Consider the following 21,986-nt stretch of genomic DNA (forward strand, 5'->3'; position numbering starts at 1 on the left):
GAAGATCATTGGGATAGCCTAACATTATTAAAAACATAAGATTAAATTAATTTAAATGTGCTAATATTTGAACATATGTGCATAATTGTCTTGTGTATAGAATTTCTAAATGAAAGGATTAACAATGTTTGGAAAAAGAAATGGATCAGGTCAGGGATTAAGAAATGGTCAAGGCAGAGGTCGTGGAGTTGGGTTTCGAGACGGAAGCGGTCAAGGGCAGGGCAGAGGTGCCGCCGGCAGAGATCAGCAAAAATCTGAGAGAAGAGATTTACAGAACCAGATGAAAGTAGCATTTGTAACCAACAATGGAACAACGGTAGCCAAGCATATAGGATTGGCTAAGAAGATAGCATTTTATCAATTTCCGGAGGGAAAGCTGATAGAAGTAGTTAAAAATCCAATTATGAAAAAGATAAAGGATGAAGGTATTAAACTGGACAAGGAGAGTGAGGGGAACAGACATTTGGGTGTGGGGCATATGATTCCTGCATTTTTAAAACAAAACAATGTCGACGCATTTGTGACTTATGAGTTCGGCAAAGGTGTAAAAGACAATTTACTTGCGTTGGGAATTACTCCTGTTGTGCCGCAATCTCATAATATAGAAGAGATTGTAGAAATGATAAAAAAGAATCAGGAAAAATAGATGAAAATAACCATAGCAAGTGGAAAAGGTGGAACAGGAAAAACAACTGTTTCATCTAATCTGACTTCTTATTTGGCATCACTTGGAAAAAAGGTAGTCTTGGCTGACCTGGATGTTGAAGAACCCAATAGTGCTCTGTTTTTAAATGCAGAACTTGTTCATTCAAAAGTATCAAATAAAATGATACCAAAGTGGGATGCAACAGATTGTACCCTATGCGGCAAGTGTGAAGAGGTGTGTAACTTTAACGCTATTTTACATCTGCCTGAAGAGATTAGAGTATTTCCTGAACTTTGTCACAGTTGTTATGCGTGTAGTGAGCTTTGTCCAACATCTTCGCTTCCTATGACACCATCTCAAATTGGGATTATAAATGAGTATAAAAATGAACTCTTTACTATGGCTGAAGGAAGATTGGATTTAGGGCAGGAGATGTCTATACCACTCATAGCGCAAACGATAGAGTATGTAGATGAGAAGTTTCCTGAGTATGTCAAAATTTATGATGCACCTCCGGGTACATCTTGCCCTGTTATAGAAGCAAGTCGTTATAGTGATTTTGTGATTTTAATTACCGAGGCAACACCTTTTGGACTGAATGATTTAATACTTGCCGTTGAGACTATGAAAGTTTTAAACCAAAAAGTTGGGGTTATTATTAACCGTCATGGCATAGGTGATGATGGAGTTGAGAAATATTGTCAAGATGAAAACATCCCTATAATTACTAAGATTAAAAACGATAGAGAAGTAGCAGAACTCTACTCTAATGGAGAGTTAATTTACGATAAGATTGAGCATTTTAAAAACTCTTTAGATGAGATTATAGCTTTTATTGGAGGTTTAAAATGAGAGAAATTGTTGTAATCTCGGGTAAAGGTGGCACAGGTAAAACAAGTCTGAGTGCATCTTTTGCTTATTTGGCAAAAGAGGAGGCTGTTGTATGTGATTGTGATGTTGATGCAGCAAATATGCACCTACTTCTTGATGCAAATTTTAAAATTCAAGAGGATTTTTATAGTGGAGAAATAGCGGTTATTAATCCAGATCTATGTACAAACTGTGGAGATTGTTTTGAAGTGTGTCGTTTTGATGCTATAACAAAAGAGACAGATTTTTATGTTGTTGACCCAATCTCTTGTGAAGGGTGTCACTACTGTAGTCGTATATGCCCCGATGATGCCATTGAGATGGTTACGCAAAAGGCAGGAGATGTTTTTGTATCAGATATAAAGAGTGGTGCAAAAATGGTACATGCAAAGCTTGGTTTTGGAGCTGAAAACAGTGGAAAGCTTGTTTCAAAAGTAAAGAGAGTGGCAAAAGAGTTGGCACTTAAAGAAGATAAAGCCTATGTTATTACTGATGGAAGCCCTGGTATAGGATGCCCTGTAATATCAAGTCTTAGTGGTGCAAATCTTGTTGTTCTTGTAACAGAGGCAACTGTTTCAGGGTTACATGACCTTAAAAGAGTGCATGAACTGACAAAAACTTTTAATCTTAAAGTTGTTTGTATTATCAATAAATATGATTTAAATAGAGATATTACAAATAAAATAAGAGAGTATCTTGCAGGTGAAAATGTACAACTATTAGCTTCACTTGCATATGATGAGAACTTTACAAAAGCAGTAAGTGTAGCAAAACCAATCGTTGAATTTGATAAAAATTGCGAAATATCAAAACAGATTCAATTGAGTTGGGAAAATATAAAAAATATTTTAAAGGAGAGTTAAGATGAAGATAGTATTTACAACTAAAGGTGCAACTTGGGAGAGCCCAATTGATCCAAGATTTGGAAGAGCAGAGATGTTTTTGGTATATGATGAAGAAGCTGATACATTAGAAGCAATTGACAATAGTGACACAGAGTCTATGGAACATGGTGTCGGTGGGCAATCATCTAAGAAGATGATAAATGTGGGAGCTAATGTTGTAATAACTGGCAATGGAGCAGGAGAGAAAGCCCTGAAAATCCTAAAAACTACGGGTATTGACTTTTTTACAGGTGCGGGTGAGATGAGTGTTAAAGAGGCATATGAAGCTTATAAACAAAACAAATTACAAAAACAATTTTAGGAGAAAAATATGAGAGTAGTATTTCCAACAGATGAAAATGCAGGATATCTTAGTAAAAGGGGTGCACACTTTGGTAAAGCAAAATTTTATACAATCATTACACTTGAAGATGGCAATATTGTAGATGTTGAGGGTGTTGCAAATCCGGGGCATGATGCAAGTGCTTGTGGAAATGCAGTTGCTAATATCATGAGCCTTAATCCTGATGTTTTAATAGTTGGTGGCATAGGTGCTACACCTGCGCAAGGATTTTTTAATGCAGGACTTGATGTATATTTTGATCAAGAGAGTCCAACGGTTGAAAAGTCTATTGAGCTATTTACTCAAGGAAAGTTACAAAAAAGTAATGGTGATGGGACTTGTTCTGCACATTAAGATAAAAAATGAAAACTAAACTTATAGAATTTTTCAAATCTATTTACTATTTATATTATGATGGTTTTGTAAATATGAGGGTCGGTAAAACACTCTGGCTGCTCATAGCTGTAAAACTATTTGTTATGTTTGTCATTGTCAAATGGCTATTTTTTCCAGATGTATTGCAAGAAAAGTTTCAAACAGATGCACAAAGAAGCCAATATATCTTAAATCAATTAACACAGGAGAACTAATTTATGGAACATACTGATTTGCTCGTTGATTGGTCACGTGCACAGTTTGCACTTACAGCACTCTACCATTGGCTTTTTGTACCACTTACTTTAGGTTTGACATTCATTGTTGCAATTATGGAAACTATTTATGTAAAGACAGGTGATGAAAAGTGGAAAATGACTACCCAATACTGGATGGGACTCTTGGCAATCAACTTTGCTATCGGTCTTGCAACCGGTATTATTATGGAATTTGAATTCGGTACTAACTGGTCAAACTACTCATGGATAGTAGGAGATATTTTTGGTGCACCACTTGCGATAGAAGGACTTATGGCTTTCTTTATGGAATCAACATTTTTTGCTGTGATGTTTTTTGGCTGGAACAAAGTAAGCAAAAAAATGCACCTCACTTCTACTTGGCTTGTTGCACTCGGGTCTAACCTCTCTGCACTTTGGATTTTACTAGCTAATGGCTGGATGCAGCACCCTGTAGGAATGTACTTCAATCCAGACACAGCAAGAAATGAGATGCAAAACTTTTGGGAAGTATTTTTTAATCCAAACGGTGTAAGCAAATTTTTACACACTGTCAGTAGCGGCTATGTGCTTGCTTCACTCTTCGTTCTTGGCATCAGTGCATGGTATCTTCTTAAAAAAAGAGATACACAATTTGCAAGACGCAGCATCATTGTAGCGTCTAGTTTTGGTCTTATCGCTTCTATGTATCTTATCACTACAGGTGATGAATCTGCACACCAAGTAGCACTTACACAACCGATGAAACTTGCCGCTATGGAAGGTCTGTATGATGGAGAAAAACGTGCAGGTATCGTTGCGTTTGGTGTGCTTGATCAAGCAAAAATCATAGGCGATAATTTAGATCCTTTTTACTTTAGTTTTAAAATTCCGGGTGCGCTTTCATTTTTAGGCTATCACAACCTTAATGCTTTTGTACCGGGAATTAACGATCTGATTAATGGAAATAAAAAACACGGCATTATGTCGGTGAGTGAAAAGATGCAAAAAGGTAAGATTGCTGTTGGTGCACTTACTGCGTATAAAAATTACAAAAAAGCTGATGATATTATAAATGCTTCAAAAGCACTCAAAACATTTAAAGCAAATGAAAAATATATGGGATACGGCTACTTGAAAAAACCTCAAGATGCAGTGCCGAGTGTTGCTCTCTCATTCTACAGCTTCCATACAATGGTTGCACTTGGTACATGGTTCTTGTTGCTTTTTCTTATTTCACTCTACTACTCTATGATTAATGAGATGCATAAGAAAAAATGGCTGCTCTATCTTGCTCTTTTTACCATTCCTTTTGGATATGTAGCACAAGAAGCTGGATGGATCACAGCTGAAGTAGGCCGTCAGCCTTGGGCTATTCAAGATCTGCTTCCAGTAGGCATGGCAACTTCAAATATTGCTACAACAAGTGTTATGATCACATTCTGGCTCTTTGCAGTTTTATTTACAGGACTGCTTATCGCAGAGGTCAAAATTATGCTCAAACAAATAAAAGTCGGACCGGAGGGACACTAAGATGGATTTACTAACTTTACAAGAGTATTGGTGGTTTTTAGTAAGTGTCATAGGCGCTCTATTTGTCTTTATGACATTTGTTCAAGGTGGACAGACATTGCTTTACAGACTTGGACACACTGAAGATGAACGCGATCTGCTCATCAACTCGCTCGGAAGAAAATGGGAGCTTACTTTTACCATGCTCGTCATGTTTGGTGGTGCGCTTTTCGCTGCGTTTCCACTTTTTTATGCTGTAAGTTTTGGTGGAGCGTATTATGTTTGGATGGCGATTTTGTTTTGTTTTATCATTCAGGCAGTTGCGTATGAGTACAGAAAAAAACCAGACAACCTTTATGGAGAGAAATTTTACGAAACACTTCTCTACATCAATGGTTCACTCGGTATTTTTCTCATCGGCGTGGCACTTGGAACACTTTTTACAGGTGGAAACTTTGTAGTAAACAGTTCTCACCTTTCACACTGGACAATGCAAAGCTATGGTTTAGAAGCACTGCTCAAGCCTTTTAATGTTGCGTTTGGGCTTATGCTTGTTTTTCTTTCACGTATGCAAGCGGGTCTGTACTTTTTAAACTCTCTTGATGCTGCTACTATCATCGGCAGAATCAAAAAAGTAGTAACTGTAAACTTTCTTATGTTTTTAGTGCTCTTTTTGTTTGTACTTGGCATGATTCTCTTTTCGGATGGTTTAGTGTATGATCCTGCTACAGGTGTTGTAAGTGTAAAAAGTATGAAGTTTCTTCACAGCTTTTTAGATATGCCACTGCTACTTGTTCTTTTACTTGTAGGTGTTGTATCTCTGCTTTGGGGTGTTTTCATCGCACTTATGAAAAATAGTGATAAAGCTATTTGGTTTACAGGTTTTGGAGTTATTCTGACTGTAACGATTGTTATGCTTATTTTAGGGCTTGACAACTCAGTTTACTATCCATCACTTGCAGATATACAGAGCTCACTAACCATTGCAAACTCTTCAGGAAGTCACTATACACTCAGCGTTATGGCTGTTGTATCGCTTCTTGTTCCTGTTGTCGCTGCATATATCTTTTATGTATGGCGTTCTATGGATAGAACAAAATTAACAATAGATGAAATCAAATCTGATTCACATCACTACTAGGAGATTTTATGCACTATTTAACAGAAATTATTTGGTATGCAAGTTGGCCGGCAGTGGTTTATGTGGGACTAAAATTTGTCCAGTTAAATCTCAAATATTACAAAAAAATGGAGAGGCTTGAAGAGCTTGAATCTTTTCATGGCAGGAAAAATAGTTTTAGAAAAGAGTTATGATTTCAATGCAAAAACAACAATATAACAAAAGCCTTATAATGACAGTTTCCTTGGCTCATTTGGTGCAGGATACCTATTCTGCTTTTTTGGCACCTATCTTGCCGTTGCTGATTGACAAACTAGGTATGAGCCTTGTAATAAGTGCATTCCTGGATATTGCTAGAAAAATTCCATCTCTCTTAAATCCATTTTTTGGTCTTTTGGCGGAAAGAAGTGATGCCAGATATTTTGTCATTCTTGCTCCTACATTTACCTCTGTAAGTATGTCTCTCCTGGGTGTTGCCTCCTCCTACGCACTTTTGGTCGTCTTGCTTGCCATTGCAGGGATCGCTTCTACGCTTTTTCATATTCCTTCACCGGGCATGATTAAGGCTTCGGCTGGAAAGAAGCTTGGACGGGGTATGAGTTACTATATGGTCGGTGGTGAATTGGCTCGAACAGTCGGACCTCTACTCATTACCGGAGCTGTTTCGTTATGGGGGTTTGAAGGCACTTGGAGATTGATGCCTTTTGGGATACTTGCTTCATTGATCTTGTATTATAAATTGAATGATTTTCAAGTTACACAGACAAAATTTGTAAAAAAAAGTGAAAAGGGTGATGCAGTTGCAGAGGTGAAACGATTTTTGCCTCTATTTGGAGCAATGAGTGGATTTATGTTTTTTCAGTCTGCTATGAAGATGGCAGTGACACTCTATTTGGCTGTCTATTTGACGCAGCAGGGTTTTTCACTGTGGATTGCAAGCAGTGCACTGGCCGTTTTACAGTTTTTTGGTGTTATTGGTACCTTTCTGTCAGGAAATATTTCAGACAAAATAGGCAGACAAAAAACATTGGTCATCATGTCAAGCGGTGCAGCACTGACGATGAGTGCTTTTCTTTTCAGTACCACACTCTATACACTCTTTCCACTGTTGGCACTTTTGGGTATTTTTATGTTTGCCAATGGGCCGATTATGCTTTCCGTCATTCATGAACTTGATACAAAAATGCCTACTTTCATCAACAGTATCTATATGAGTATCAATTTTAGTATCAGTTCTATTGTTGTTTTGGTTATGGGAATGTTCGGTGATACTCTGGGGCTTACGTTTACCTACTATATTGCAGCTGTTTTAGCCTTTATTGCTATACCGTTTGCTATGATTCTAAATCATACAATGAAAGAGAGAAGTGTTTGATGCGTGGAAGAAAAAGAATAAAAAGACATATCGATGCTGACCACAGTGAAATCTGTTTTAAACCATGTGGACTTAGAAGGGTTGAGTTAGAAAGTGTTGAACTTTTGGAAGACGAGATGGAAGCGCTCAGGTTGAGTGACTTTGAAGGTTCATATCAGCAGGAGTGTGCAGATAAAATGGGAATATCAAGGAGTACATTTTCACGAATTCTTGAGAAGGCACATAAAAAAATTTCAGATGCTTTGCTTCATAGTAAAGCCATTAAAATAAAAATACAGGAGAAAAAAATATGAAAATAGCAATATCCGTAAAATTAAAAGGTATACATTCATATGGAGGAAAACGTTAAATGTATTTTACTTTGAAACAAATAGCCACTATTCGTTCACCTTTCTGTAACCTGGTCAATATGCCGGTTCAGCCAAAGGGAGCGAGAGATACCTATGCAACCATAGAATTTGAAAAAGAGTATGTAGAGGGGCTTAAAGATCTTGATGGTTTCAGCCATGTCTATCTTATCTACCATTTCCATAAGGTGAAAGAGCCAAAACTGAGTGTAATTCCTTTTAATGACAAGACCAATACTCCAAGAGGAGTTTTTTCTACACGGACACCGATGCACCCTAACGGAATGGGACTTTCAGTAGTAGAGCTTGTGAGTGTAGAGAAAAATATCGTAACGATAAAAGGGGTAGATATTTTAGATGGTACACCACTTTTGGATATTAAACCCTATATAGAAAATTTTGATAAAGTAGAAGGAGTATCAAGATCAGGTTGGATGCAGGCAAGTTTAGATGAGGTAAGTAATAAGCGTTCGGATGATCGGTTTGTAGAAAGCCAATAGATGTTCAAAATTGATGACCCTAAAAATAACACCAAGAATGTAACACATGCTTTCTTTTTGGCTTTGGCGATCACAATCGCTGAGCCTTCAACCATTTTGCCTTTGATGGTACATCACTTCAGTGATAGTGTTATTATTGTAGGTATTTTTGCCTCTTTGCTCCGTGGCGGGGCGATCATGGTACAGCTTTATGCTGCTTTTCATGCACAGGCATATAAGCGCGTGCTTCCTTATTTGGGGAAAGTCTTTTTCTTTCGCTGGATCTCCTGGTTCTCCATAGGATTGAGTATTTTTTTTATTGGAGACAGTAACAAGCCATTAACGCTATTTTTCATAGGGTTAGGACTTTTTTTCTTTTCATTTACAGCAGGCTTTGGTGCCATCTATTTTAAAGAACTTCAAGCCAAACTCTTTTCTAAAAAATATCGTGGTAAGACGATGGCAAATAGACAAGTAGCAGGCTCCATCGCTTCTATTATCAGCGGAGGTGTTGCAGGGTACGTGCTCAATTACTATGAAGCACCTCTGAATTATACCTATTTGTTCATGGTAAGCAGTCTTTTTATGGTTATAGGCTTTGTGACGTTTGTTACCATAGAAGAGCCTATAAAGGAAAATGTTTCTGTCAAAGAGAAGCATTTTAAAACATTTATAAAAAATGCGATGGTAACACTAAAAGAAGATAAAAGACTACAACAGCAGATACTTGCGATTTTTCTTAGTTTCAGTTATTTCCTCTCTATGCCTTTTGTAATACTTAATGCCAATAGTACTTTTACGCTGACAGGTTGGATGTTAGGTGGATTTATTACTCTACAGATGGTAGGCAGTATTTTGGGAAGTACTTTTCTTTGGAGGAAAATAAATGACTATGAAAAAATGCTTTCACTCAGTTTTCTTTTTATGATTGCTGCTTTTATCATTGCATTATTCGCAAACAGTCTCTATATGTATGCTGTCATCTTTTTGCTTTTTGGTATTGCATTGGACGGATTCAATATTGCGGGGATGAATCTGGTCATTGAGATAGCCCCGGAAGAAAAACGTCCTGTTTATACAGCACTACAGACAAATATTAGTTCACTGGGACTTTTCTTTCCGGTGCTAGGCGGGGTAATTTTGAAGTTTGTAGGTAATTATACGGTGATATATCTTTTAAGTATCCTGTTATTGGGTATAGGATTCTTAATCAGTAGACAGTTAAAAGAAATTAAATAAGAGTATTTTATTCCTATTTAAGAATAAAGAGAGTATTATTATCAAAGTTGATAATAATAATTATTTATAGTTATAGTTTGACACTATGCAAAACTTTCTGTGATTATCAAGTTTGGTAGGAAAAATAAATAGGAGTTAAAACATGGAAGTTACAAAAAGGTCATTAGAATATTTTCCTGTACAGCTGTTTGCTGTTATCATGGGACTCTCGGGGCTATCAATTGTTTTTGCCAAGGCATATCATCTTCTTGATATGCCCTATTGGATTTACGGAACACTTCTTTTGATAGATACTGTTCTGTTTTTGGGAATATTTACAGCATATATGTTCAAGTGGTTAATTTACCCGGAAGCTGTAAAAAAAGAGTTTTACCATCCTATTAAAAGTTCATTTATGGCAGCAATAGCCATTAGCTTTTTATTGGTTTCTATCGCATATTATGATTTTGCACCTACTGTTTCTATCCTTTTTTGGTATATAGGAACACCGTTGCAACTCTTTTTGACATTAACGGTCATTCGTTACTGGGTAAACAATGATTTAAAAGTTGTACATGCTAATCCTGCCTGGTTTATTCCAATAGTCGGTAATATTTTAGTGCCTGTTGTTGGAGTGGATGCAGCACCTTTATATGTATCACTTTTCTTTTTTGCTATCGGACTCTTTTTTTGGATTATACTTTTTACGATTATGTTAAATCGTATCGTTTTTCACCATCCATTAGCAAAAAAACTCATACCGACACTTTTTATTTTTATTGCCCCACCCTCGGTTGGTTTTATCAGTTATTTTCGTATAACAGATGGAAGTATAGATATGTTTTCGATAATACTCTATTTTGTTGCACTGTTTACTTTGTTTTTGTTGCTGTTTATGGTAAAAATTTTTGATACAAAAGAGTTTTTTATTTCATGGTGGGCATATACATTCCCGCTGGCAGCAGTAACGATTGCGACACTGCTTATGTATATGTCGTTACGTAACAATATAACTTATGTGGCATCTGTTACATTGATTATTTTAACAAGTCTCGTCGTTGGGTATGTAACTATAAAAACTTTACATGCATGTAAAAAAGAAAAAATTTGTGTTTCGGAGGAAGAATAATGATAAACAATAAAAGAGGAATCTTTATAGGTGCTATTTTAGGTATGGTTTTTAGTTTTTTTGTTATCGGTCTGTTTTTTAAAATATCTGCCCCTACAATGTTTTTCAAAGAGGTAACAGTGCCTTACAGTTTTGAAAAAACAGTAAGCATGTTGACAGATCGTATTAATAAACAAAAAGGTTGGCATGTTACAACTGTAATCGATCAACAAAAAGAGATTGTCGCTCATGACGGTAAAGATGTAGGCAGGGTGAAAATTATCAAATTTTGCAATGGTAAACTCTCTGGAGAAATGTTAGAAAAAGATGAGAGTAAATTTATGGCAGTTAAAATGCCTCTGAGTATTGCTGTCTATGAAAAGAGTGATGGCAGAGTAACAATCGGTTTAATGAACGGTTATGTGATGGCAAGACTCTTTTCCGGTCGAAGAGAAGGTGTTATAATGGAAAAAGTAGTAAAAGATATAGAAGAAATATTAGGGTTTGTACACTTTAGATTTACAATATTTTAAAATAAAGAAAATTCGGCGGTTGCTCCGCTGTTTGGCAAAGCAAAATGGTTTGCTTTTATCAGCGAGGATGGTGAAATTACAATAGAAAAAAATGAAGCCAGTCAGGGATCAGCTGTTGTAAAATGGCTTCTTGAGAAAGGAGTTGATATGCTTCTTATGCAAAAAATGAGTGAACCTCCTTATGAAATGATTCAAAGAGAAGGAAGTATCACGGTATTTTATGTAGGGAATGATAGAATTGAACTTGCTGAGGCAGTTAAAAAATATGAGGATGAGTCGCTTGTTATTGTAGATGACAGCAATGTCAATGAGATTATTAAGAAAAAAGGAACAAAAAAATGAAAGCACAACTTAATATAAATCATTGAAATGTATATTAAGTTGCTAACCCCGCAAAAAAGTAGGGAGAGTCTTAGAGTGCTTTTTTGAGCTTCTCTTCGCTTGTAAGTGTTTGTACTTTTGTAATTGTCTTGTTGTCTAGTGTTATAATGGTAATTTTGTCGGCATCTTCTGCATTTTTATAGTTTTTTGCAATGGCTTTATCATAAATGAGCAGGGCAGAGAATGAGCAGGGCAGAGTAGGGGCTTTTTCTAAAATCAGGTAGGGCAAATGTATTTTTGATAACCGTAGGCATACCACTTACATCGGCAACAAAGAGAGTATGACGTGAAGATAGGTAGCTTTTGTCCTGCTTTTTAAGAAATTCTCTGACGACTGTATGTCCTGTGGATTTTGCAAAGACAAAGATGATTTTTTTCGTATCTGGAGTAAGCGTGACGGCTTTGTCAAACTGGTCTGGAAGCGTAAATGAGAGTGTTGAACCTGTCTGTTTAATGTGAGTGAAGAATTATATCATACCTAGATTAATATAAGACTGATTTAGTCTTATTTAAGCGAAAGGGTACTATATTGTCATAACTTATCATATTTATAATAAAGGATAATAAAATGAATTTTTCAGATGAAGATATTTATGAGGCAGCAAAACACCATCTTCCTACGGTGAATGAGTATGTCAACTCCCATGGCGGTGATATTAAACTTTTGGGTACAAAAGATGGTATAGTCTATATAGAGCTGACGGGAACATGTCATGGATGTTCAATGAGTTTGATGACAACAAAGATGGTTGTGCAAAGAAAACTTAGAGAATTGATCCACCCTGAACTTACAGTAGTGAATGTAGATGGTACAGCCCAAAATGTATTACCCCAGGAATACTACACGCAAGAAGAGCCAAAAGAAACTCTAGATAATAAGAAAGAGGGATTGATGGATAAAGTGAAAAAGCTTTTTTAAAGGTAAAGTTTTTATTTATACCGTCAATGTAAGAATAGAAAAGGAAAAAGAATGCGTTATATATGGGGCATATTGGCAGCATGGATGCTTATAGGATGTGGAGACAATACAAAAAAGGTTCATTATAATGGTGGGATGCTTTTAGAGGAGAAGTGTGCGATGTGCCACAACCTGAAAATGCCTCCCAGCACATATGAAGATGAAAAGGCTCCGCCTATGATGGCAGTGGTATTTCATTTGAAAGATTTTATGAAAATCAATAATGACCAGGACAAAGTGACTAAGTTCATCCCTTTTATTCAAGATTATGTACTTGAACCCAGTAAAGAGAAATCTTACTGTGATGAAGAGAGTCTTAAATCCTATGGTGTGATGCCTTCCCAAAAAGGAAATGTCAGCCAAGATGAACTCAAGGCTATTGCAGAGTATATGTATACTTTTTATGATCAGCAGGTGTACCTTAAAGAGATGCAGGCAAAAGCTGCTTTTGATGCCTTACCGAAAGGAGAACAGTTGGTACGTAGGAGTGGTTGTCTCAATTGTCATGCTATAGAAAAAGATAAAGTAGGGCCGTCTTTCAAGCATATAGCAAAAAATGGCACGGAAAAGATGATTGATGTGATCCAAAACGGAAGTCAGGGAAAATGGAAAGAATTTAAAAATATGATGATGCCTGCATTCAAAGACAAGTTTTCAAAAGAAGAGTTGATCATTTTAAAAGAGTGGATAGACTCTTTAGGTAAAATAGAAGCACCAAAACCATGGAAGGTAAAAAATGATATTTGATCTGAATAAAGACAAAAAAGTGAATGAAACCTATAAACTGATGGCACAGACCATTATACCAAGACCTGTTGCCTGGGTGGTGACTGAAGATAACGGAGTGGTGAATGTAGCACCTTTCAGTTATTTTATAGGACTTTCATCGGACCCGGCTTCTGTACTTATTTCAGTAGGACATAAAGCAGATGGAACACCGAAAGATACGCTTGCAAACCTGCGTAAACATAAAAAATGTACTATCTGTATGGTAGAAGAGAAAGATCTGGAAAAGATGCATTTTTCTTCCAAGGGCTTAGATAAGGAGGTGAGTGAAGCTGAAATGTTTGACATTGAGACTACACCTTTGGTTGAAGGGTATCCTCCGATGATAAAGAATGTCCCTACAGCTTATTTTTGTGAGTTAGATCAGGAGATAGATTTAGGGGGAGGTTCAACGATCCCTTTGGTATTGAATGTACTACAGATATTTGTCAACGATGAGGTGATCATCGACAAAGACCGACTGACCATAGCCTTTAAACCAGTAGCACGTATCGGGAAAAGTTATGCTTTTTTAGGTGAGGAGATTGAAGCTCCAAAGATACCATAAGCATTTTTATAGCTCTCCTTAAGTTATATTGGTTAGAATCAGATCGATATACTCCTATTAAGGACACAGATGTTAATACGAAAACTTTTTAAATTTGAAAATGCCCATATTGTTCGAGGCTGTTCTACACAACGCTGTAGTGAAAATATACACGGTCATTCTTATAAAGTTGAAGTGTTGCTTGAATCTAATTACCTGGATAATGGACAGATGGTATATGATTTTGGTTTGACGAAACTCTACATTAAAGAGCTGATAGACTCTTTCGACCATGCGATCACACTTTGGTTAAAAGATGATGCTCATTATATAGAAGCGATGAAAAAATACAGTCATAGATGGGTAGAACTTCCTGTGTCTCCTTCTGCCGAACAGTTTTCGCGTGTCATTTACCTTATGGTAGAACGTGTTCTGGCTTGTACAAATATGCAAAATGGGGAAAGGGAAGTAAAGCTTCACAGTATCATCGTACATGAGACAGAGACAGGATATGCGCAAGGTTTTAAAGAAGATGCCCACAGTGAACTGATGGGAACGATAAAGTTGGAAGATATTGTTTTTTCCGAACAAGTGAAACGTGAATGGAGCGATACTGAACTTTGGGATAAACTTATCAAGCATACATTACTGACAAATCCTAAAAAAGTTTAGAGGGCCCCCTTTATGGCTATGAAGTCAAGTGGAATGACAGAGTAGTAAAAAATTTCTTAACTTAATGGAATTAGAGGTACTTTTTCGTTTAAGTTGTAAATAGATCCTCTTTTTCACAACTGGTTAATTCCCAACAAATTGGAATCATTTTAACCTTCATTCCTTCAGGAAGGAAATCTACATCGGGTGTAGTGATGATCATAGCATCCGCTTTTTGCATAGGTGAAACCATGCCCGGCAACTGTTGTTTTAGCGGTATGAATGTTTTGCCGTCAAAGCTTCCCAGACGTACACTGTATTTTCCTTTTCTTAGTCTGGAGTCCTCTCTCATGGTTGTTACCATTGTACTATGATAGAAAGCATTTATTCCAGACATTTTATGTATCACTGCACGGATAAAAATCTCATAGTTGACCATGGATGCCAAAGGGTTCCCCGGCAGGTTGATAATAGCGGTACTACCTATTTTTCCAAAAGCAGTGGGCTTCCCCGGTTTGATATCTACTTTATCAAAATAGAGTTTCATTCCTAAGTTTCCAAATGCTTCTTTAGTAAAATCCCTATCTCCCATACTTACACCGCCAGAGGTGATAATAATGTCTGCATCCAGTGCTGATGTGATCGAACTTTCCAAAGACCCTATCGTATCACCACTGCTTGGAATATAGCGCACATCACATCCCAGTTCTTTTGCACGGGCAAGGAACATGGGTGTATTTGAGTTGTAGAGTTGGTGAGGCTCTATTTTTTCAAAATGAGGACGCAGTTCATCCCCTGTACCAAAAACGGCTACTTTTATCTTGCGATATACTGTGAGATGCGTTACCCCTTGACTGGCCAGCAGAGCAATGCTGTAGGCTGTTACTTTTTCTCCTTTATGAAGATAAACAGTCCCGCTTTTGACATCTTCTCCGGCTCTTCTGATATGCGCATCCTTATCTATAGTGGCGGGCAGGGTGACCTGATCTCCTTCTACAGTGACATTCTCTATAGGGATGATCGCTTCACATCCGTCTGGGATAGGTGCACCGGTCATGATCTTTATCGCTGTTTTGGGTTGCAGTGTCATTTCCGGGTTATCGCCTGCATAAATGACTTCATTGCTGGTGACTGTAGTATCTGCATCAATACATTTGACGGCATATCCATCCATGGCAGAATTGTCAAAACGGGGTAAGTCAAAAGTAGCGATGGAATCTTCAGCCATGATACGTCCTAAAGTCATTTCAATAGGAATGATTTCAGTAGAGACAGGAGTACAGTTAGTGTAGATAATATCTAATGCTTCGGTTATAGAAACAGCCATTGTAAGCCTTTATAATTGAATTATAAGGATTATAACAAACATAGAGTATAATCCGCTTTTAAACAAATATAATTAATAAGGAATAAATAATGTTAGAAGAGATGATAGTATCGCATAGTATATTGGTCAAAGTTTTTTTAGGTTTTTTAGCAGGGGGGTTGCTTATCCCTGTGATGACAGCAAAAAATCCATTGGGCTTTAGAAAAGCAAGCTTTATCTACACGATGATCTTCCAGGCGCTTGCTACGATGATAGCCTTTACAGGAGTTATCGCGATGGTAACGGGTGAGCTTGGATTGACATTGAGTACGATCATAATGATCGTGATATGGGCGGTATTGATGTATATAGAAATACGCAAATATAAACTTATTAAAATAGCCAATATACAAAATGAAGATACACACAGATTGCTTAAAGGCGCTTTTCTCAAGATCTCAGCAGTACAAATCCTGCTTGTGGTTGTCATGGTTGTACTTATGGTACTTAAAGCCAAAGGTCTTATGGCACTATAGGTTGGAATATGTTATATCTCTATCATAAAGAGGCAGGAAAGTCTCAACTTACCCTCACCGGTGATGAGCATCGTTACATCTTCAAGGTACGCAGGCACAAGGTAGATGATATCCTTTATTTGCGTAATTTGGAAGACGGACTGTTGCATCGCTATGAAGTTACCTTCATGGACAAGCGTTCTGTCATGCTGAAACTGCAAGAGAGTCAGGTACTTGAAGTAAAAGCTCCCAGATCACTGCATATAGGCTGGTGTGTGATAGACCCCAAAAATATTGAAAAAGTACTACCGTCACTCAATGAAATGGGTGTAGATAAGATCACATTTATCTACTGCAAACGTTCACAGAAAATTTTTAAGATCGACTTTAAACGTTTGGAAAAGATACTTTTGAATTCTTCCCAGCAGTCAGGAAGAAGCCAGATGATGAAGCTTGAGATGGCTGAAGATCTGGAAAGTTTTTTGAAAGAAAATCCACAAAGTAAAATATTGAATTTCTCTGAAAACAACTTTATTTCAAATAGTGATATAGATACCATAGTCATAGGGTGTGAAGGTGGTTTTCATGAAGATGAAGCAGCCCTTTTCCCTGCTGAAAATATTATAGGGTTTGATACCCCTTTGGTGCTTAAAAGTGAAAGTGCTGTGTGTGCGGTGGCTTCTAAACTGCTTCTGTGAATTTCTTTTATAATATTTTAAACTTTTTTTGCTATAATTTCGCCCTAAAGTTGTCTCGCCCAGAGCGTTGCAACGACCCTGTTTGCTTGCAAATATGGAAGAGTCATTGACTGGAACAGGTTAGTTGCCTGTCATTAAAAGCAGACTTCAACAGTCGGCTCACGCAACTGGTTGCGTTTTAAAAATAAACTAAAAGGTCTCAAAATGAGAAAAGATATTCACCCGGAATATATGGAATGTAAAGTTACATGTGCTTGTGGAAACAAGTTTGAAGTTAGAACAAATAAATCAGAAATGAGTATCGATATTTGTAATGAGTGTCACCCATTCTTTACAGGTTCTGAGAAAATTCTTGATGCTGCAGGTAGAGTTGAGAAGTTTAAAAATAAATATAAACTCTCATAGGTTCATTTCTCTTATAAAAAACTTGCCATTTAGGCAATTTTTTTATCAAGAGATTGCTAACACTAAGTTTGCTTCAGCAGCAGGCTCAAGCGACTAGTCACTTATTCTCTTCACCTGACAAAGTACCTAATTATGTTAACCTTTATCCCCACTCCTATTGGAAATCCCAAAGACATTACTATCAGAGCTATGAAGCTTTTTGAAAAAGCTGAACTGTTTTTATGTGAAGATACACGTCAGACCAAACGGCTTTTACGACTTTTGGAAGAGCGGTTCGGTATGACGTATCCTGATGCAGAGTTTTACTCTTTCAATGAACATAATGGAAAAGAACGTTTAGAACAATTTGGTACTGTTCTGGGTTCAAAAGAAGTGGTCTATGTCAGTGATGCGGGGATGCCTGTGATCTCTGATCCCGGGCAGATACTGGTAGCTTATTGCCAAAAAAACAATATCATTTATGATGTGCTTCCCGGAGCAAGTGCCGTGACCACAGCATATGCGGCCAGTGGTTTTGAAGAGGGAAAATTTCTTTTTTTCGGTTTTTTGCCGCATAAAGGATCAGATAGAAGTGCTGCGTTGAACGAAGCAATGAACAATGGTTACAATACAGTACTCTACGAGTCTCCCCACCGTTTGGAAAAATTTCTGAAAGAGGTAGCTGCCATGGATGGAGACAGAGAACTTTTTTTAGCCAAAGAGATAAGTAAAAAGTTTCAAACCTATTTTAAAGGCACAGCCAAAGAGCTTGATGAAAAGTTCCGTGAGATCACGATACGCGGAGAGTGGGTTGTGATCATACGTGCAAAAAAAGCTACAGAAAAGAGTCTTCATTTCAATGAGGTTCTACAGTTGGACCTGCCTCCAAAGGCCAAAGCAAAACTTCTTGCAAAACTGAGCGACAAGAGTGTAAAAGAGTGGTATAACGAACTCATAAATTAGTCCTTTCCCGTTACAACGCAGTAAAAGCAAAAAAAAGGTAAAATCTTACCTATGATAATTTATGGAAAACAGGTTTGCCTTTATGCCTTAGAGCAACACCCGGATACGATCACTACTGTCTATGTAGCTAAAAAAGGAATACTTCCCCAAAAGCTATTTCATGAACACCACGATAAGATCAAGTTCCTGGAAGAGAAGTGGGCTCAGTCTATGAGTAAGGGCGGGAACCATCAGGGTATTTTGCTTGAAGTTTCCGACTTTGAACAAAGCAGCCTTTCCTCAATAAAGAAAAATGATTTTATTGTGGTGCTTGACGGACTGACAGATGTAGGGAATATCGGAGCGATCGTAAGAAGTGCCTATGCACTTGGAGCAGATGCCATCATTGCCACAGGAGTGAAACAATTGAACTTTGCCGCTATTGCGCGTACAAGTTCAGGTGCACTGTTGGATATGCCTTTTATGGTCACACATAATATTTTAGATGTTTTCAATGAATTGCAACAGGTAGGTTTTTCTTTCTATGGTGCGGCCATGGAGGGCAAAGCAGTACAGGATACGGTATTTGAACCTAAACGAGTGCTTGTTCTGGGAAGCGAAGGGAAAGGACTCTCCAGGAAAGCAAGATCAAAGCTCGATCATATGATCTCCATAGAGATGAAGCATGCATTTGACTCTCTGAATGTCAGTGCGGCAGCAGCGATTTTAATACACAGGATGGGTTATGCAGTTAAATGAGATACTTGAAGAGAACAGTGTAAAAGCGATCAGTAAGAAAACCAATATTTCAGAAGAAAATCTTGAAGCACTTTTAGCCGGTGATTTTGATGCGTTGAAAAAAGTGAAAACACTAGGGTTTATCTCTATCATAGAACGTGAATATAAAGCAGACCTGAGTGCCTTGAAAGAGCAGGCACTTTTCCACTATATAGAAAACAGTGATGAGGAGGAAAGTGTTACACTCGGGCTTCCCATTATGGAAGAGAAAAAAGGTAAATCCAAATTGTTCTTACTGTTTATCCTGATACTTTTAGGATATGCTTCCTGGTATTTCTTTACACAGTTTGACAAAAAACAGTTAAATGAATTATTGCCGTTCAGTGAAGAAAAGATCAGTCAGCTTCTTATGCCTAAAGAAGTCAATGAGAGTACAGAATTGAGTATTGAAAGTGTCATAGCCCCGATACATACTGATACAAATATTACAAAAACCGGAACGAATACTGAAGAAAGTTTATAAAGAGAGAATATAATGTTTGATGAAATACAATTTGAGAAGATAAACCGATTGCCCAAATATCTTTTTGCAGAGATCAATGAGCTTAAGATGTCTGCAAGAAGAAGGGGAGAGGATATTATTGATTTTTCGATGGGAAATCCGGATGCATCCACTCCTCAACCAATCATAGACAAGTTATGTGAAACAGTACAGAGACCAAAAACACATGGTTACAGTGCAAGCAAAGGGATCTATAAATTACGTTTGGCAATGAGCAAATGGTATAAACGTAAATATAATGCAGACCTGGACCCGGATACCGAGATCGTTGCCACAATGGGAAGTAAAGAGGGATATGTCCACCTTATACAGGCGATTACGAATCCAGGTGATGTAGCTATTGTTCCGGATCCAACATATCCTATCCATTCTCAGGCTTTTATTTTGGCAGGTGCAAATGTTGAGAAGATGAAGCTTGTTTTCGATGAAGAGACTTTTGAAGTGGATGAAGACAGGTTCCTGGCAGATATAGAAGAAGCTCTTGACAACTCTGTACCCCAGGCAAAATTTTTAGTAGTGAATTTTCCGCATAATCCTACTACAGCAACGGTGACCCCTCAGTTTTATGAAAGATTGGTGGCTTTGGCAAAAAAGAAACGTTTTTATATCATTTCAGATATTGCCTATGCAGATATTACTTTTGATGGATATAAAACACCTTCTATCATGGAAGTAGAAGGTGCAAAAGATGTGGCAGTTGAGTCTTATACTCTTTCCAAGTCTTACAATATGGCAGGTTGGAGAGTAGGGTTTATCGTAGGGAACAAAAAGCTCATAGGTGCACTTCAAAGCATCAAGTCTTGGCTTGACTATGGGATGTTCACTCCTATCCAGGTAGCTGCAACAGTTGCTCTCGATGAGCACGGGTATGTGCCTGATGAACAGATCATTCCTCGTTATCAAAAAAGACGCGATGTAATGATAGAATCATTCGGTAAAGCAGGTTGGCATTTGGCAAAACCGAATGCCTCTATGTTTATTTGGGGAAAAATTCCTGAAGTGGCTAGAGAGATGGGCTCTTTGGAATTTTCCAAACAGCTTCTTCTTCGTGCGGGTGTTGCTGTAAGCCCGGGTATAGGATTCGGAAAATATGGTGATGAGTATGTACGTATCGCCCTTATTGAAAACGAAAAGCGTATCCGTCAGGCGGCAAAAAACATTAAAAAGTTTCTTAAAGAGCTGGAAGCGGAGAAGAAATAGTATGGTCAAAATAGGTATTTTAGGTGTAGGTACAGTTGGAGCGAGTGTTGCTAAAATTCTTGAAGAGAATGGTGATATTATTGAAGCAAGAGCGGGTAAAAAGATTGTTGTCAAGTCAGGTGTGGTAAAAAATCTCTCTAAAGAGAGAGGGGTTTCTATCTCACTAAGTGATAATCCTCTTGATGTGATAGATGATCCTGAAATAGACATCGTTGTAGAGCTTATGGGTGGGGTTGAAGAGCCGTATGCATTGGTAAAAAAAGCATTGGAAAATGGTAAAGCGGTTGTTACAGCGAACAAAGCACTCCTTGCCTACCACCGTTATGAACTGCAAGAGCTTGCAGGTGATATACCTTTTATGTATGAAGCGAGTACAGCGGGTGGTATTCCTATCATCGGTGCATTACGTACAGGACTTTCTGCAAACCATATAGAGTCCATTAAGGGTATTATGAATGGTACGTGTAACTATATGCTTACCAAGATGATAAACGAGGGTGCACAGTATGATGAAATACTTAAAGAGGCTCAAGAGTTAGGTTATGCTGAAGCAGATCCTACTTTTGATGTGGGTGGTTTTGATGCTTCACATAAGTTACTCATCTTGGCAAGTATCGCATATGGTATAGATGCAAAGCCTGAAGATATTCTCATTGAAGGTATTCAGAACATTACACAAACAGATGTGGCTTTTGCCAAAGAGTTTGGGTATGAGATAAAACTGCTTGGTATTGCCAAAAAAGTAGGTGAAGGTGTTGAGCTAAGAGTACACGCAACCATGATACCTCAAGAGTCTATGATCGCCAAAGTAGATGGGGTGATGAATGCTGTGACTGTCGTAGGTGACCGTGTAGGTGAGACGATGTATTACGGTCCCGGAGCCGGTGGAGATGCGACAGCTTCTGCTGTGATCGCAGATATTGTAGACATTGTCCGTGGGAACCATGGACCTATGCTTGGGTATAAAAAAGGCTTGGAAAGTGGTCTTAAATTGCTTAGTAAAGATGAGATAGTGACACAATACTATCTTAGATTGGAAGTAGATGATCAAAGCGGTGTTTTGGCTGCTATTACTTCTACTTTAGGTGAGTTTGGTATCTCCATCGAGTCTATGCTGCAAAAACCGACCAAAAATGAAGATATTGCCAAACTTCTCTTTACAACACATTCTTGTAAAGAGAGTAAGATGCAGGATGCTATGGCTGCATTAAGTAAACTTGATGTAGTTCATGGTGAGATCGCTATGATGAGGATTGAGAAATAGAACCCACTATGAATGCATGGGGTTATTCAGAAGGTTCAAAAAGGAGTTAA

General features: G+C 37.7%; 29 protein-coding genes and 1 pseudogene. 28 read left to right on the plus strand and 2 right to left on the minus strand.

Going from position 1 to position 21,986, the window contains the following annotated elements:
• The first annotated feature begins 109 nt into the window (after window positions 1-109).
• The 16 genes and pseudogenes from ACZ48W_RS08070 to ACZ48W_RS08145 all read left to right on the plus strand — a co-directional run.
• Entirely contained in the window at window positions 110-646 is a 537-nt protein-coding gene (locus ACZ48W_RS08070; protein WP_464827835.1) for a NifB/NifX family molybdenum-iron cluster-binding protein, read from the plus strand.
• On the plus strand, window positions 647-1,498 hold the full coding sequence (locus ACZ48W_RS08075; RefSeq protein WP_464827836.1) for a nucleotide-binding protein: 852 nt from the start codon (window positions 647-649) through the stop codon (window positions 1,496-1,498).
• The gene (locus ACZ48W_RS08080) at window positions 1,495-2,379 is read left to right on the plus strand and encodes an ATP-binding protein (protein WP_464827837.1); all 885 of its coding nucleotides are present in this window, start codon (window positions 1,495-1,497) and stop codon (window positions 2,377-2,379) included. The genes ACZ48W_RS08075 and ACZ48W_RS08080 overlap by 4 nt, the downstream gene beginning before the upstream one ends.
• A gap of 1 nt (window position 2,380) precedes the next feature.
• Window positions 2,381-2,722 (plus strand): NifB/NifX family molybdenum-iron cluster-binding protein, encoded by a 342-nt coding sequence (locus ACZ48W_RS08085; RefSeq protein WP_464827838.1) that lies wholly within the window; start codon window positions 2,381-2,383, stop codon window positions 2,720-2,722.
• Window positions 2,723-2,731: 9 nt separating this feature from the next.
• Window positions 2,732-3,097, plus strand: coding sequence for a NifB/NifX family molybdenum-iron cluster-binding protein (locus ACZ48W_RS08090; RefSeq protein ID WP_464827839.1), 366 nt, complete (start codon window positions 2,732-2,734; stop codon window positions 3,095-3,097).
• Between the two features lie 8 nt (window positions 3,098-3,105).
• Entirely contained in the window at window positions 3,106-3,333 is a 228-nt protein-coding gene (locus tag ACZ48W_RS08095) for a DUF4492 domain-containing protein (RefSeq protein WP_294958352.1), read from the plus strand.
• Window positions 3,334-3,336: 3 nt separating this feature from the next.
• Complete coding sequence (locus ACZ48W_RS08100; RefSeq protein ID WP_464827840.1) at window positions 3,337-4,866, plus strand: cytochrome ubiquinol oxidase subunit I; 1,530 nt, start codon at window positions 3,337-3,339, stop codon at window positions 4,864-4,866.
• Window position 4,867: 1 nt separating this feature from the next.
• Window positions 4,868-5,986 (plus strand): cytochrome d ubiquinol oxidase subunit II, encoded by a 1,119-nt coding sequence (gene cydB, locus ACZ48W_RS08105; protein ID WP_464827841.1) that lies wholly within the window; start codon window positions 4,868-4,870, stop codon window positions 5,984-5,986.
• Window positions 5,987-5,994: 8 nt separating this feature from the next.
• The gene (locus ACZ48W_RS08110; protein WP_464827842.1) at window positions 5,995-6,159 is read left to right on the plus strand and encodes a hypothetical protein; all 165 of its coding nucleotides are present in this window, start codon (window positions 5,995-5,997) and stop codon (window positions 6,157-6,159) included.
• Window positions 6,160-6,164: 5 nt separating this feature from the next.
• On the plus strand, window positions 6,165-7,340 hold the full coding sequence (locus ACZ48W_RS08115; RefSeq protein WP_464827843.1) for an MFS transporter: 1,176 nt from the start codon (window positions 6,165-6,167) through the stop codon (window positions 7,338-7,340).
• Window positions 7,340-7,633 carry a DUF134 domain-containing protein gene (locus tag ACZ48W_RS08120; RefSeq protein WP_464827844.1) on the plus strand — a complete coding sequence of 98 codons (294 nt, stop codon included), beginning with the start codon at window positions 7,340-7,342 and terminating at the stop codon, window positions 7,631-7,633. The genes ACZ48W_RS08115 and ACZ48W_RS08120 overlap by 1 nt, the downstream gene beginning before the upstream one ends.
• A 56-nt stretch (window positions 7,634-7,689) precedes the next feature.
• Window positions 7,690-8,187 carry a tRNA (N6-threonylcarbamoyladenosine(37)-N6)-methyltransferase TrmO gene (gene tsaA, locus ACZ48W_RS08125; protein WP_464827845.1) on the plus strand — a complete coding sequence of 166 codons (498 nt, stop codon included), beginning with the start codon at window positions 7,690-7,692 and terminating at the stop codon, window positions 8,185-8,187.
• Complete coding sequence (locus ACZ48W_RS08130) at window positions 8,188-9,405, plus strand: MFS transporter (protein ID WP_464827846.1); 1,218 nt, start codon at window positions 8,188-8,190, stop codon at window positions 9,403-9,405.
• Window positions 9,406-9,547: 142 nt separating this feature from the next.
• On the plus strand, window positions 9,548-10,513 hold the full coding sequence (locus ACZ48W_RS08135; RefSeq protein WP_464827847.1) for an SLAC1 anion channel family protein: 966 nt from the start codon (window positions 9,548-9,550) through the stop codon (window positions 10,511-10,513).
• Entirely contained in the window at window positions 10,513-11,025 is a 513-nt protein-coding gene (locus ACZ48W_RS08140) for a DUF302 domain-containing protein (protein ID WP_464827848.1), read from the plus strand. Before ACZ48W_RS08135 ends, ACZ48W_RS08140 begins: the two co-directional genes overlap by 1 nt.
• A gap of 21 nt (window positions 11,026-11,046) precedes the next feature.
• Window positions 11,047-11,367, plus strand: a pseudogene (locus tag ACZ48W_RS08145) (NifB/NifX family molybdenum-iron cluster-binding protein); the annotation flags it as partial.
• Window positions 11,368-11,437: 70 nt separating this feature from the next.
• On the opposite strand, the gene ACZ48W_RS08150 reads toward ACZ48W_RS08145, so the two are convergent.
• Window positions 11,438-11,635 carry a hypothetical protein gene (locus ACZ48W_RS08150; RefSeq protein ID WP_464827849.1) on the minus strand — a complete coding sequence of 66 codons (198 nt, stop codon included), beginning with the start codon at window positions 11,633-11,635 and terminating at the stop codon, window positions 11,438-11,440.
• A 339-nt stretch (window positions 11,636-11,974) separates the two neighbouring features.
• Here ACZ48W_RS08150 and ACZ48W_RS08155 point away from each other — a divergent pair, with 339 nt between their 5' ends.
• From ACZ48W_RS08155 to ACZ48W_RS08170, 4 genes are all read left to right on the plus strand, one after another.
• Complete coding sequence (locus ACZ48W_RS08155) at window positions 11,975-12,325, plus strand: NifU family protein (protein WP_464827850.1); 351 nt, start codon at window positions 11,975-11,977, stop codon at window positions 12,323-12,325.
• Window positions 12,326-12,376: 51 nt separating this feature from the next.
• Window positions 12,377-13,111 (plus strand): c-type cytochrome, encoded by a 735-nt coding sequence (locus ACZ48W_RS08160; RefSeq protein ID WP_464827851.1) that lies wholly within the window; start codon window positions 12,377-12,379, stop codon window positions 13,109-13,111.
• A complete protein-coding gene (locus ACZ48W_RS08165) occupies window positions 13,101-13,697 on the plus strand; it encodes a flavin reductase family protein (protein ID WP_464827852.1) in 597 nt (198 codons plus the stop codon). The genes ACZ48W_RS08160 and ACZ48W_RS08165 overlap by 11 nt, the downstream gene beginning before the upstream one ends.
• Window positions 13,698-13,766: 69 nt before the next feature.
• Window positions 13,767-14,348, plus strand: coding sequence for a 6-pyruvoyl trahydropterin synthase family protein (locus ACZ48W_RS08170; RefSeq protein WP_464827853.1), 582 nt, complete (start codon window positions 13,767-13,769; stop codon window positions 14,346-14,348).
• 88 nt (window positions 14,349-14,436) lie between these two features.
• Here ACZ48W_RS08170 and ACZ48W_RS08175 read toward each other — a convergent pair whose 3' ends face one another.
• Window positions 14,437-15,654, minus strand: a complete 1,218-nt coding sequence (locus ACZ48W_RS08175) for a molybdopterin molybdotransferase MoeA (protein ID WP_464827854.1) — start codon at window positions 15,652-15,654, stop codon at window positions 14,437-14,439.
• Window positions 15,655-15,743: 89 nt separating this feature from the next.
• Here ACZ48W_RS08175 and ACZ48W_RS08180 point away from each other — a divergent pair, with 89 nt between their 5' ends.
• The 8 genes from ACZ48W_RS08180 (at window position 15,744) to ACZ48W_RS08215 (ending at window position 21,936) form a co-directional block, all read left to right on the plus strand.
• Entirely contained in the window at window positions 15,744-16,169 is a 426-nt protein-coding gene (locus ACZ48W_RS08180) for a hypothetical protein (RefSeq protein WP_464827855.1), read from the plus strand.
• An 8-nt stretch (window positions 16,170-16,177) separates the two neighbouring features.
• On the plus strand, window positions 16,178-16,846 hold the full coding sequence (locus ACZ48W_RS08185; RefSeq protein ID WP_464827856.1) for a 16S rRNA (uracil(1498)-N(3))-methyltransferase: 669 nt from the start codon (window positions 16,178-16,180) through the stop codon (window positions 16,844-16,846).
• A gap of 204 nt (window positions 16,847-17,050) precedes the next feature.
• Window positions 17,051-17,251 (plus strand): 50S ribosomal protein L31, encoded by a 201-nt coding sequence (gene rpmE, locus ACZ48W_RS08190; protein ID WP_464827857.1) that lies wholly within the window; start codon window positions 17,051-17,053, stop codon window positions 17,249-17,251.
• Between the two features lie 132 nt (window positions 17,252-17,383).
• On the plus strand, window positions 17,384-18,193 hold the full coding sequence (gene rsmI / locus ACZ48W_RS08195) for a 16S rRNA (cytidine(1402)-2'-O)-methyltransferase (RefSeq protein WP_464827858.1): 810 nt from the start codon (window positions 17,384-17,386) through the stop codon (window positions 18,191-18,193).
• 51 nt (window positions 18,194-18,244) lie between these two features.
• Window positions 18,245-18,931: a 23S rRNA (guanosine(2251)-2'-O)-methyltransferase RlmB gene (rlmB, locus tag ACZ48W_RS08200; protein WP_464827859.1), complete on the plus strand. Its 687-nt coding sequence runs from the start codon at window positions 18,245-18,247 to the stop codon at window positions 18,929-18,931.
• The gene (locus tag ACZ48W_RS08205; RefSeq protein ID WP_464827860.1) at window positions 18,918-19,433 is read left to right on the plus strand and encodes a hypothetical protein; all 516 of its coding nucleotides are present in this window, start codon (window positions 18,918-18,920) and stop codon (window positions 19,431-19,433) included. Before rlmB ends, ACZ48W_RS08205 begins: the two co-directional genes overlap by 14 nt.
• Window positions 19,434-19,445: 12 nt before the next feature.
• Window positions 19,446-20,672 (plus strand): LL-diaminopimelate aminotransferase, encoded by a 1,227-nt coding sequence (locus ACZ48W_RS08210; protein WP_464827861.1) that lies wholly within the window; start codon window positions 19,446-19,448, stop codon window positions 20,670-20,672.
• Between the two features lies 1 nt (window position 20,673).
• The gene (locus ACZ48W_RS08215) at window positions 20,674-21,936 is read left to right on the plus strand and encodes a homoserine dehydrogenase (RefSeq protein ID WP_464827862.1); all 1,263 of its coding nucleotides are present in this window, start codon (window positions 20,674-20,676) and stop codon (window positions 21,934-21,936) included.
• Window positions 21,937-21,986: the final 50 nt, after the last annotated feature.

The organism is Sulfurovum aggregans, assembly GCF_055385215.1.

Bases quoted from the DNA above. Each gene is read 5' to 3' on its own strand.
- ACZ48W_RS08070 (WP_464827835.1), top strand. From the start codon at position 110: ATGAAAGGATTAACAATGTTTGGAAAAAGAAATGGATCAGGTCAGGGA.
- ACZ48W_RS08075 (WP_464827836.1), top strand. From the start codon at position 647: ATGAAAATAACCATAGCAAGTGGAAAAGGTGGAACAGGAAAAACAACT.
- ACZ48W_RS08080 (WP_464827837.1), top strand. From the start codon at position 1,495: ATGAGAGAAATTGTTGTAATCTCGGGTAAAGGTGGCACAGGTAAAACA.
- ACZ48W_RS08085 (WP_464827838.1), top strand. From the start codon at position 2,381: ATGAAGATAGTATTTACAACTAAAGGTGCAACTTGGGAGAGCCCAATT.
- ACZ48W_RS08090 (WP_464827839.1), top strand. From the start codon at position 2,732: ATGAGAGTAGTATTTCCAACAGATGAAAATGCAGGATATCTTAGTAAA.
- ACZ48W_RS08095 (WP_294958352.1), top strand. From the start codon at position 3,106: ATGAAAACTAAACTTATAGAATTTTTCAAATCTATTTACTATTTATAT.
- ACZ48W_RS08100 (WP_464827840.1), top strand. From the start codon at position 3,337: ATGGAACATACTGATTTGCTCGTTGATTGGTCACGTGCACAGTTTGCA.
- cydB (WP_464827841.1), top strand. From the start codon at position 4,868: ATGGATTTACTAACTTTACAAGAGTATTGGTGGTTTTTAGTAAGTGTC.
- ACZ48W_RS08110 (WP_464827842.1), top strand. From the start codon at position 5,995: ATGCACTATTTAACAGAAATTATTTGGTATGCAAGTTGGCCGGCAGTG.
- ACZ48W_RS08115 (WP_464827843.1), top strand. From the start codon at position 6,165: ATGCAAAAACAACAATATAACAAAAGCCTTATAATGACAGTTTCCTTG.
- ACZ48W_RS08120 (WP_464827844.1), top strand. From the start codon at position 7,340: ATGCGTGGAAGAAAAAGAATAAAAAGACATATCGATGCTGACCACAGT.
- tsaA (WP_464827845.1), top strand. From the start codon at position 7,690: ATGTATTTTACTTTGAAACAAATAGCCACTATTCGTTCACCTTTCTGT.
- ACZ48W_RS08130 (WP_464827846.1), top strand. From the start codon at position 8,188: ATGTTCAAAATTGATGACCCTAAAAATAACACCAAGAATGTAACACAT.
- ACZ48W_RS08135 (WP_464827847.1), top strand. From the start codon at position 9,548: ATGGAAGTTACAAAAAGGTCATTAGAATATTTTCCTGTACAGCTGTTT.
- ACZ48W_RS08140 (WP_464827848.1), top strand. From the start codon at position 10,513: ATGATAAACAATAAAAGAGGAATCTTTATAGGTGCTATTTTAGGTATG.
- ACZ48W_RS08155 (WP_464827850.1), top strand. From the start codon at position 11,975: ATGAATTTTTCAGATGAAGATATTTATGAGGCAGCAAAACACCATCTT.
- ACZ48W_RS08160 (WP_464827851.1), top strand. From the start codon at position 12,377: ATGCGTTATATATGGGGCATATTGGCAGCATGGATGCTTATAGGATGT.
- ACZ48W_RS08165 (WP_464827852.1), top strand. From the start codon at position 13,101: ATGATATTTGATCTGAATAAAGACAAAAAAGTGAATGAAACCTATAAA.
- ACZ48W_RS08170 (WP_464827853.1), top strand. From the start codon at position 13,767: ATGTTAATACGAAAACTTTTTAAATTTGAAAATGCCCATATTGTTCGA.
- ACZ48W_RS08175 (WP_464827854.1), bottom strand. From the start codon at position 15,654: ATGGCTGTTTCTATAACCGAAGCATTAGATATTATCTACACTAACTGT.
- ACZ48W_RS08180 (WP_464827855.1), top strand. From the start codon at position 15,744: ATGTTAGAAGAGATGATAGTATCGCATAGTATATTGGTCAAAGTTTTT.
- ACZ48W_RS08185 (WP_464827856.1), top strand. From the start codon at position 16,178: ATGTTATATCTCTATCATAAAGAGGCAGGAAAGTCTCAACTTACCCTC.
- rpmE (WP_464827857.1), top strand. From the start codon at position 17,051: ATGAGAAAAGATATTCACCCGGAATATATGGAATGTAAAGTTACATGT.
- rsmI (WP_464827858.1), top strand. From the start codon at position 17,384: ATGTTAACCTTTATCCCCACTCCTATTGGAAATCCCAAAGACATTACT.
- rlmB (WP_464827859.1), top strand. From the start codon at position 18,245: ATGATAATTTATGGAAAACAGGTTTGCCTTTATGCCTTAGAGCAACAC.
- ACZ48W_RS08205 (WP_464827860.1), top strand. From the start codon at position 18,918: ATGCAGTTAAATGAGATACTTGAAGAGAACAGTGTAAAAGCGATCAGT.
- ACZ48W_RS08210 (WP_464827861.1), top strand. From the start codon at position 19,446: ATGTTTGATGAAATACAATTTGAGAAGATAAACCGATTGCCCAAATAT.
- ACZ48W_RS08215 (WP_464827862.1), top strand. From the start codon at position 20,674: ATGGTCAAAATAGGTATTTTAGGTGTAGGTACAGTTGGAGCGAGTGTT.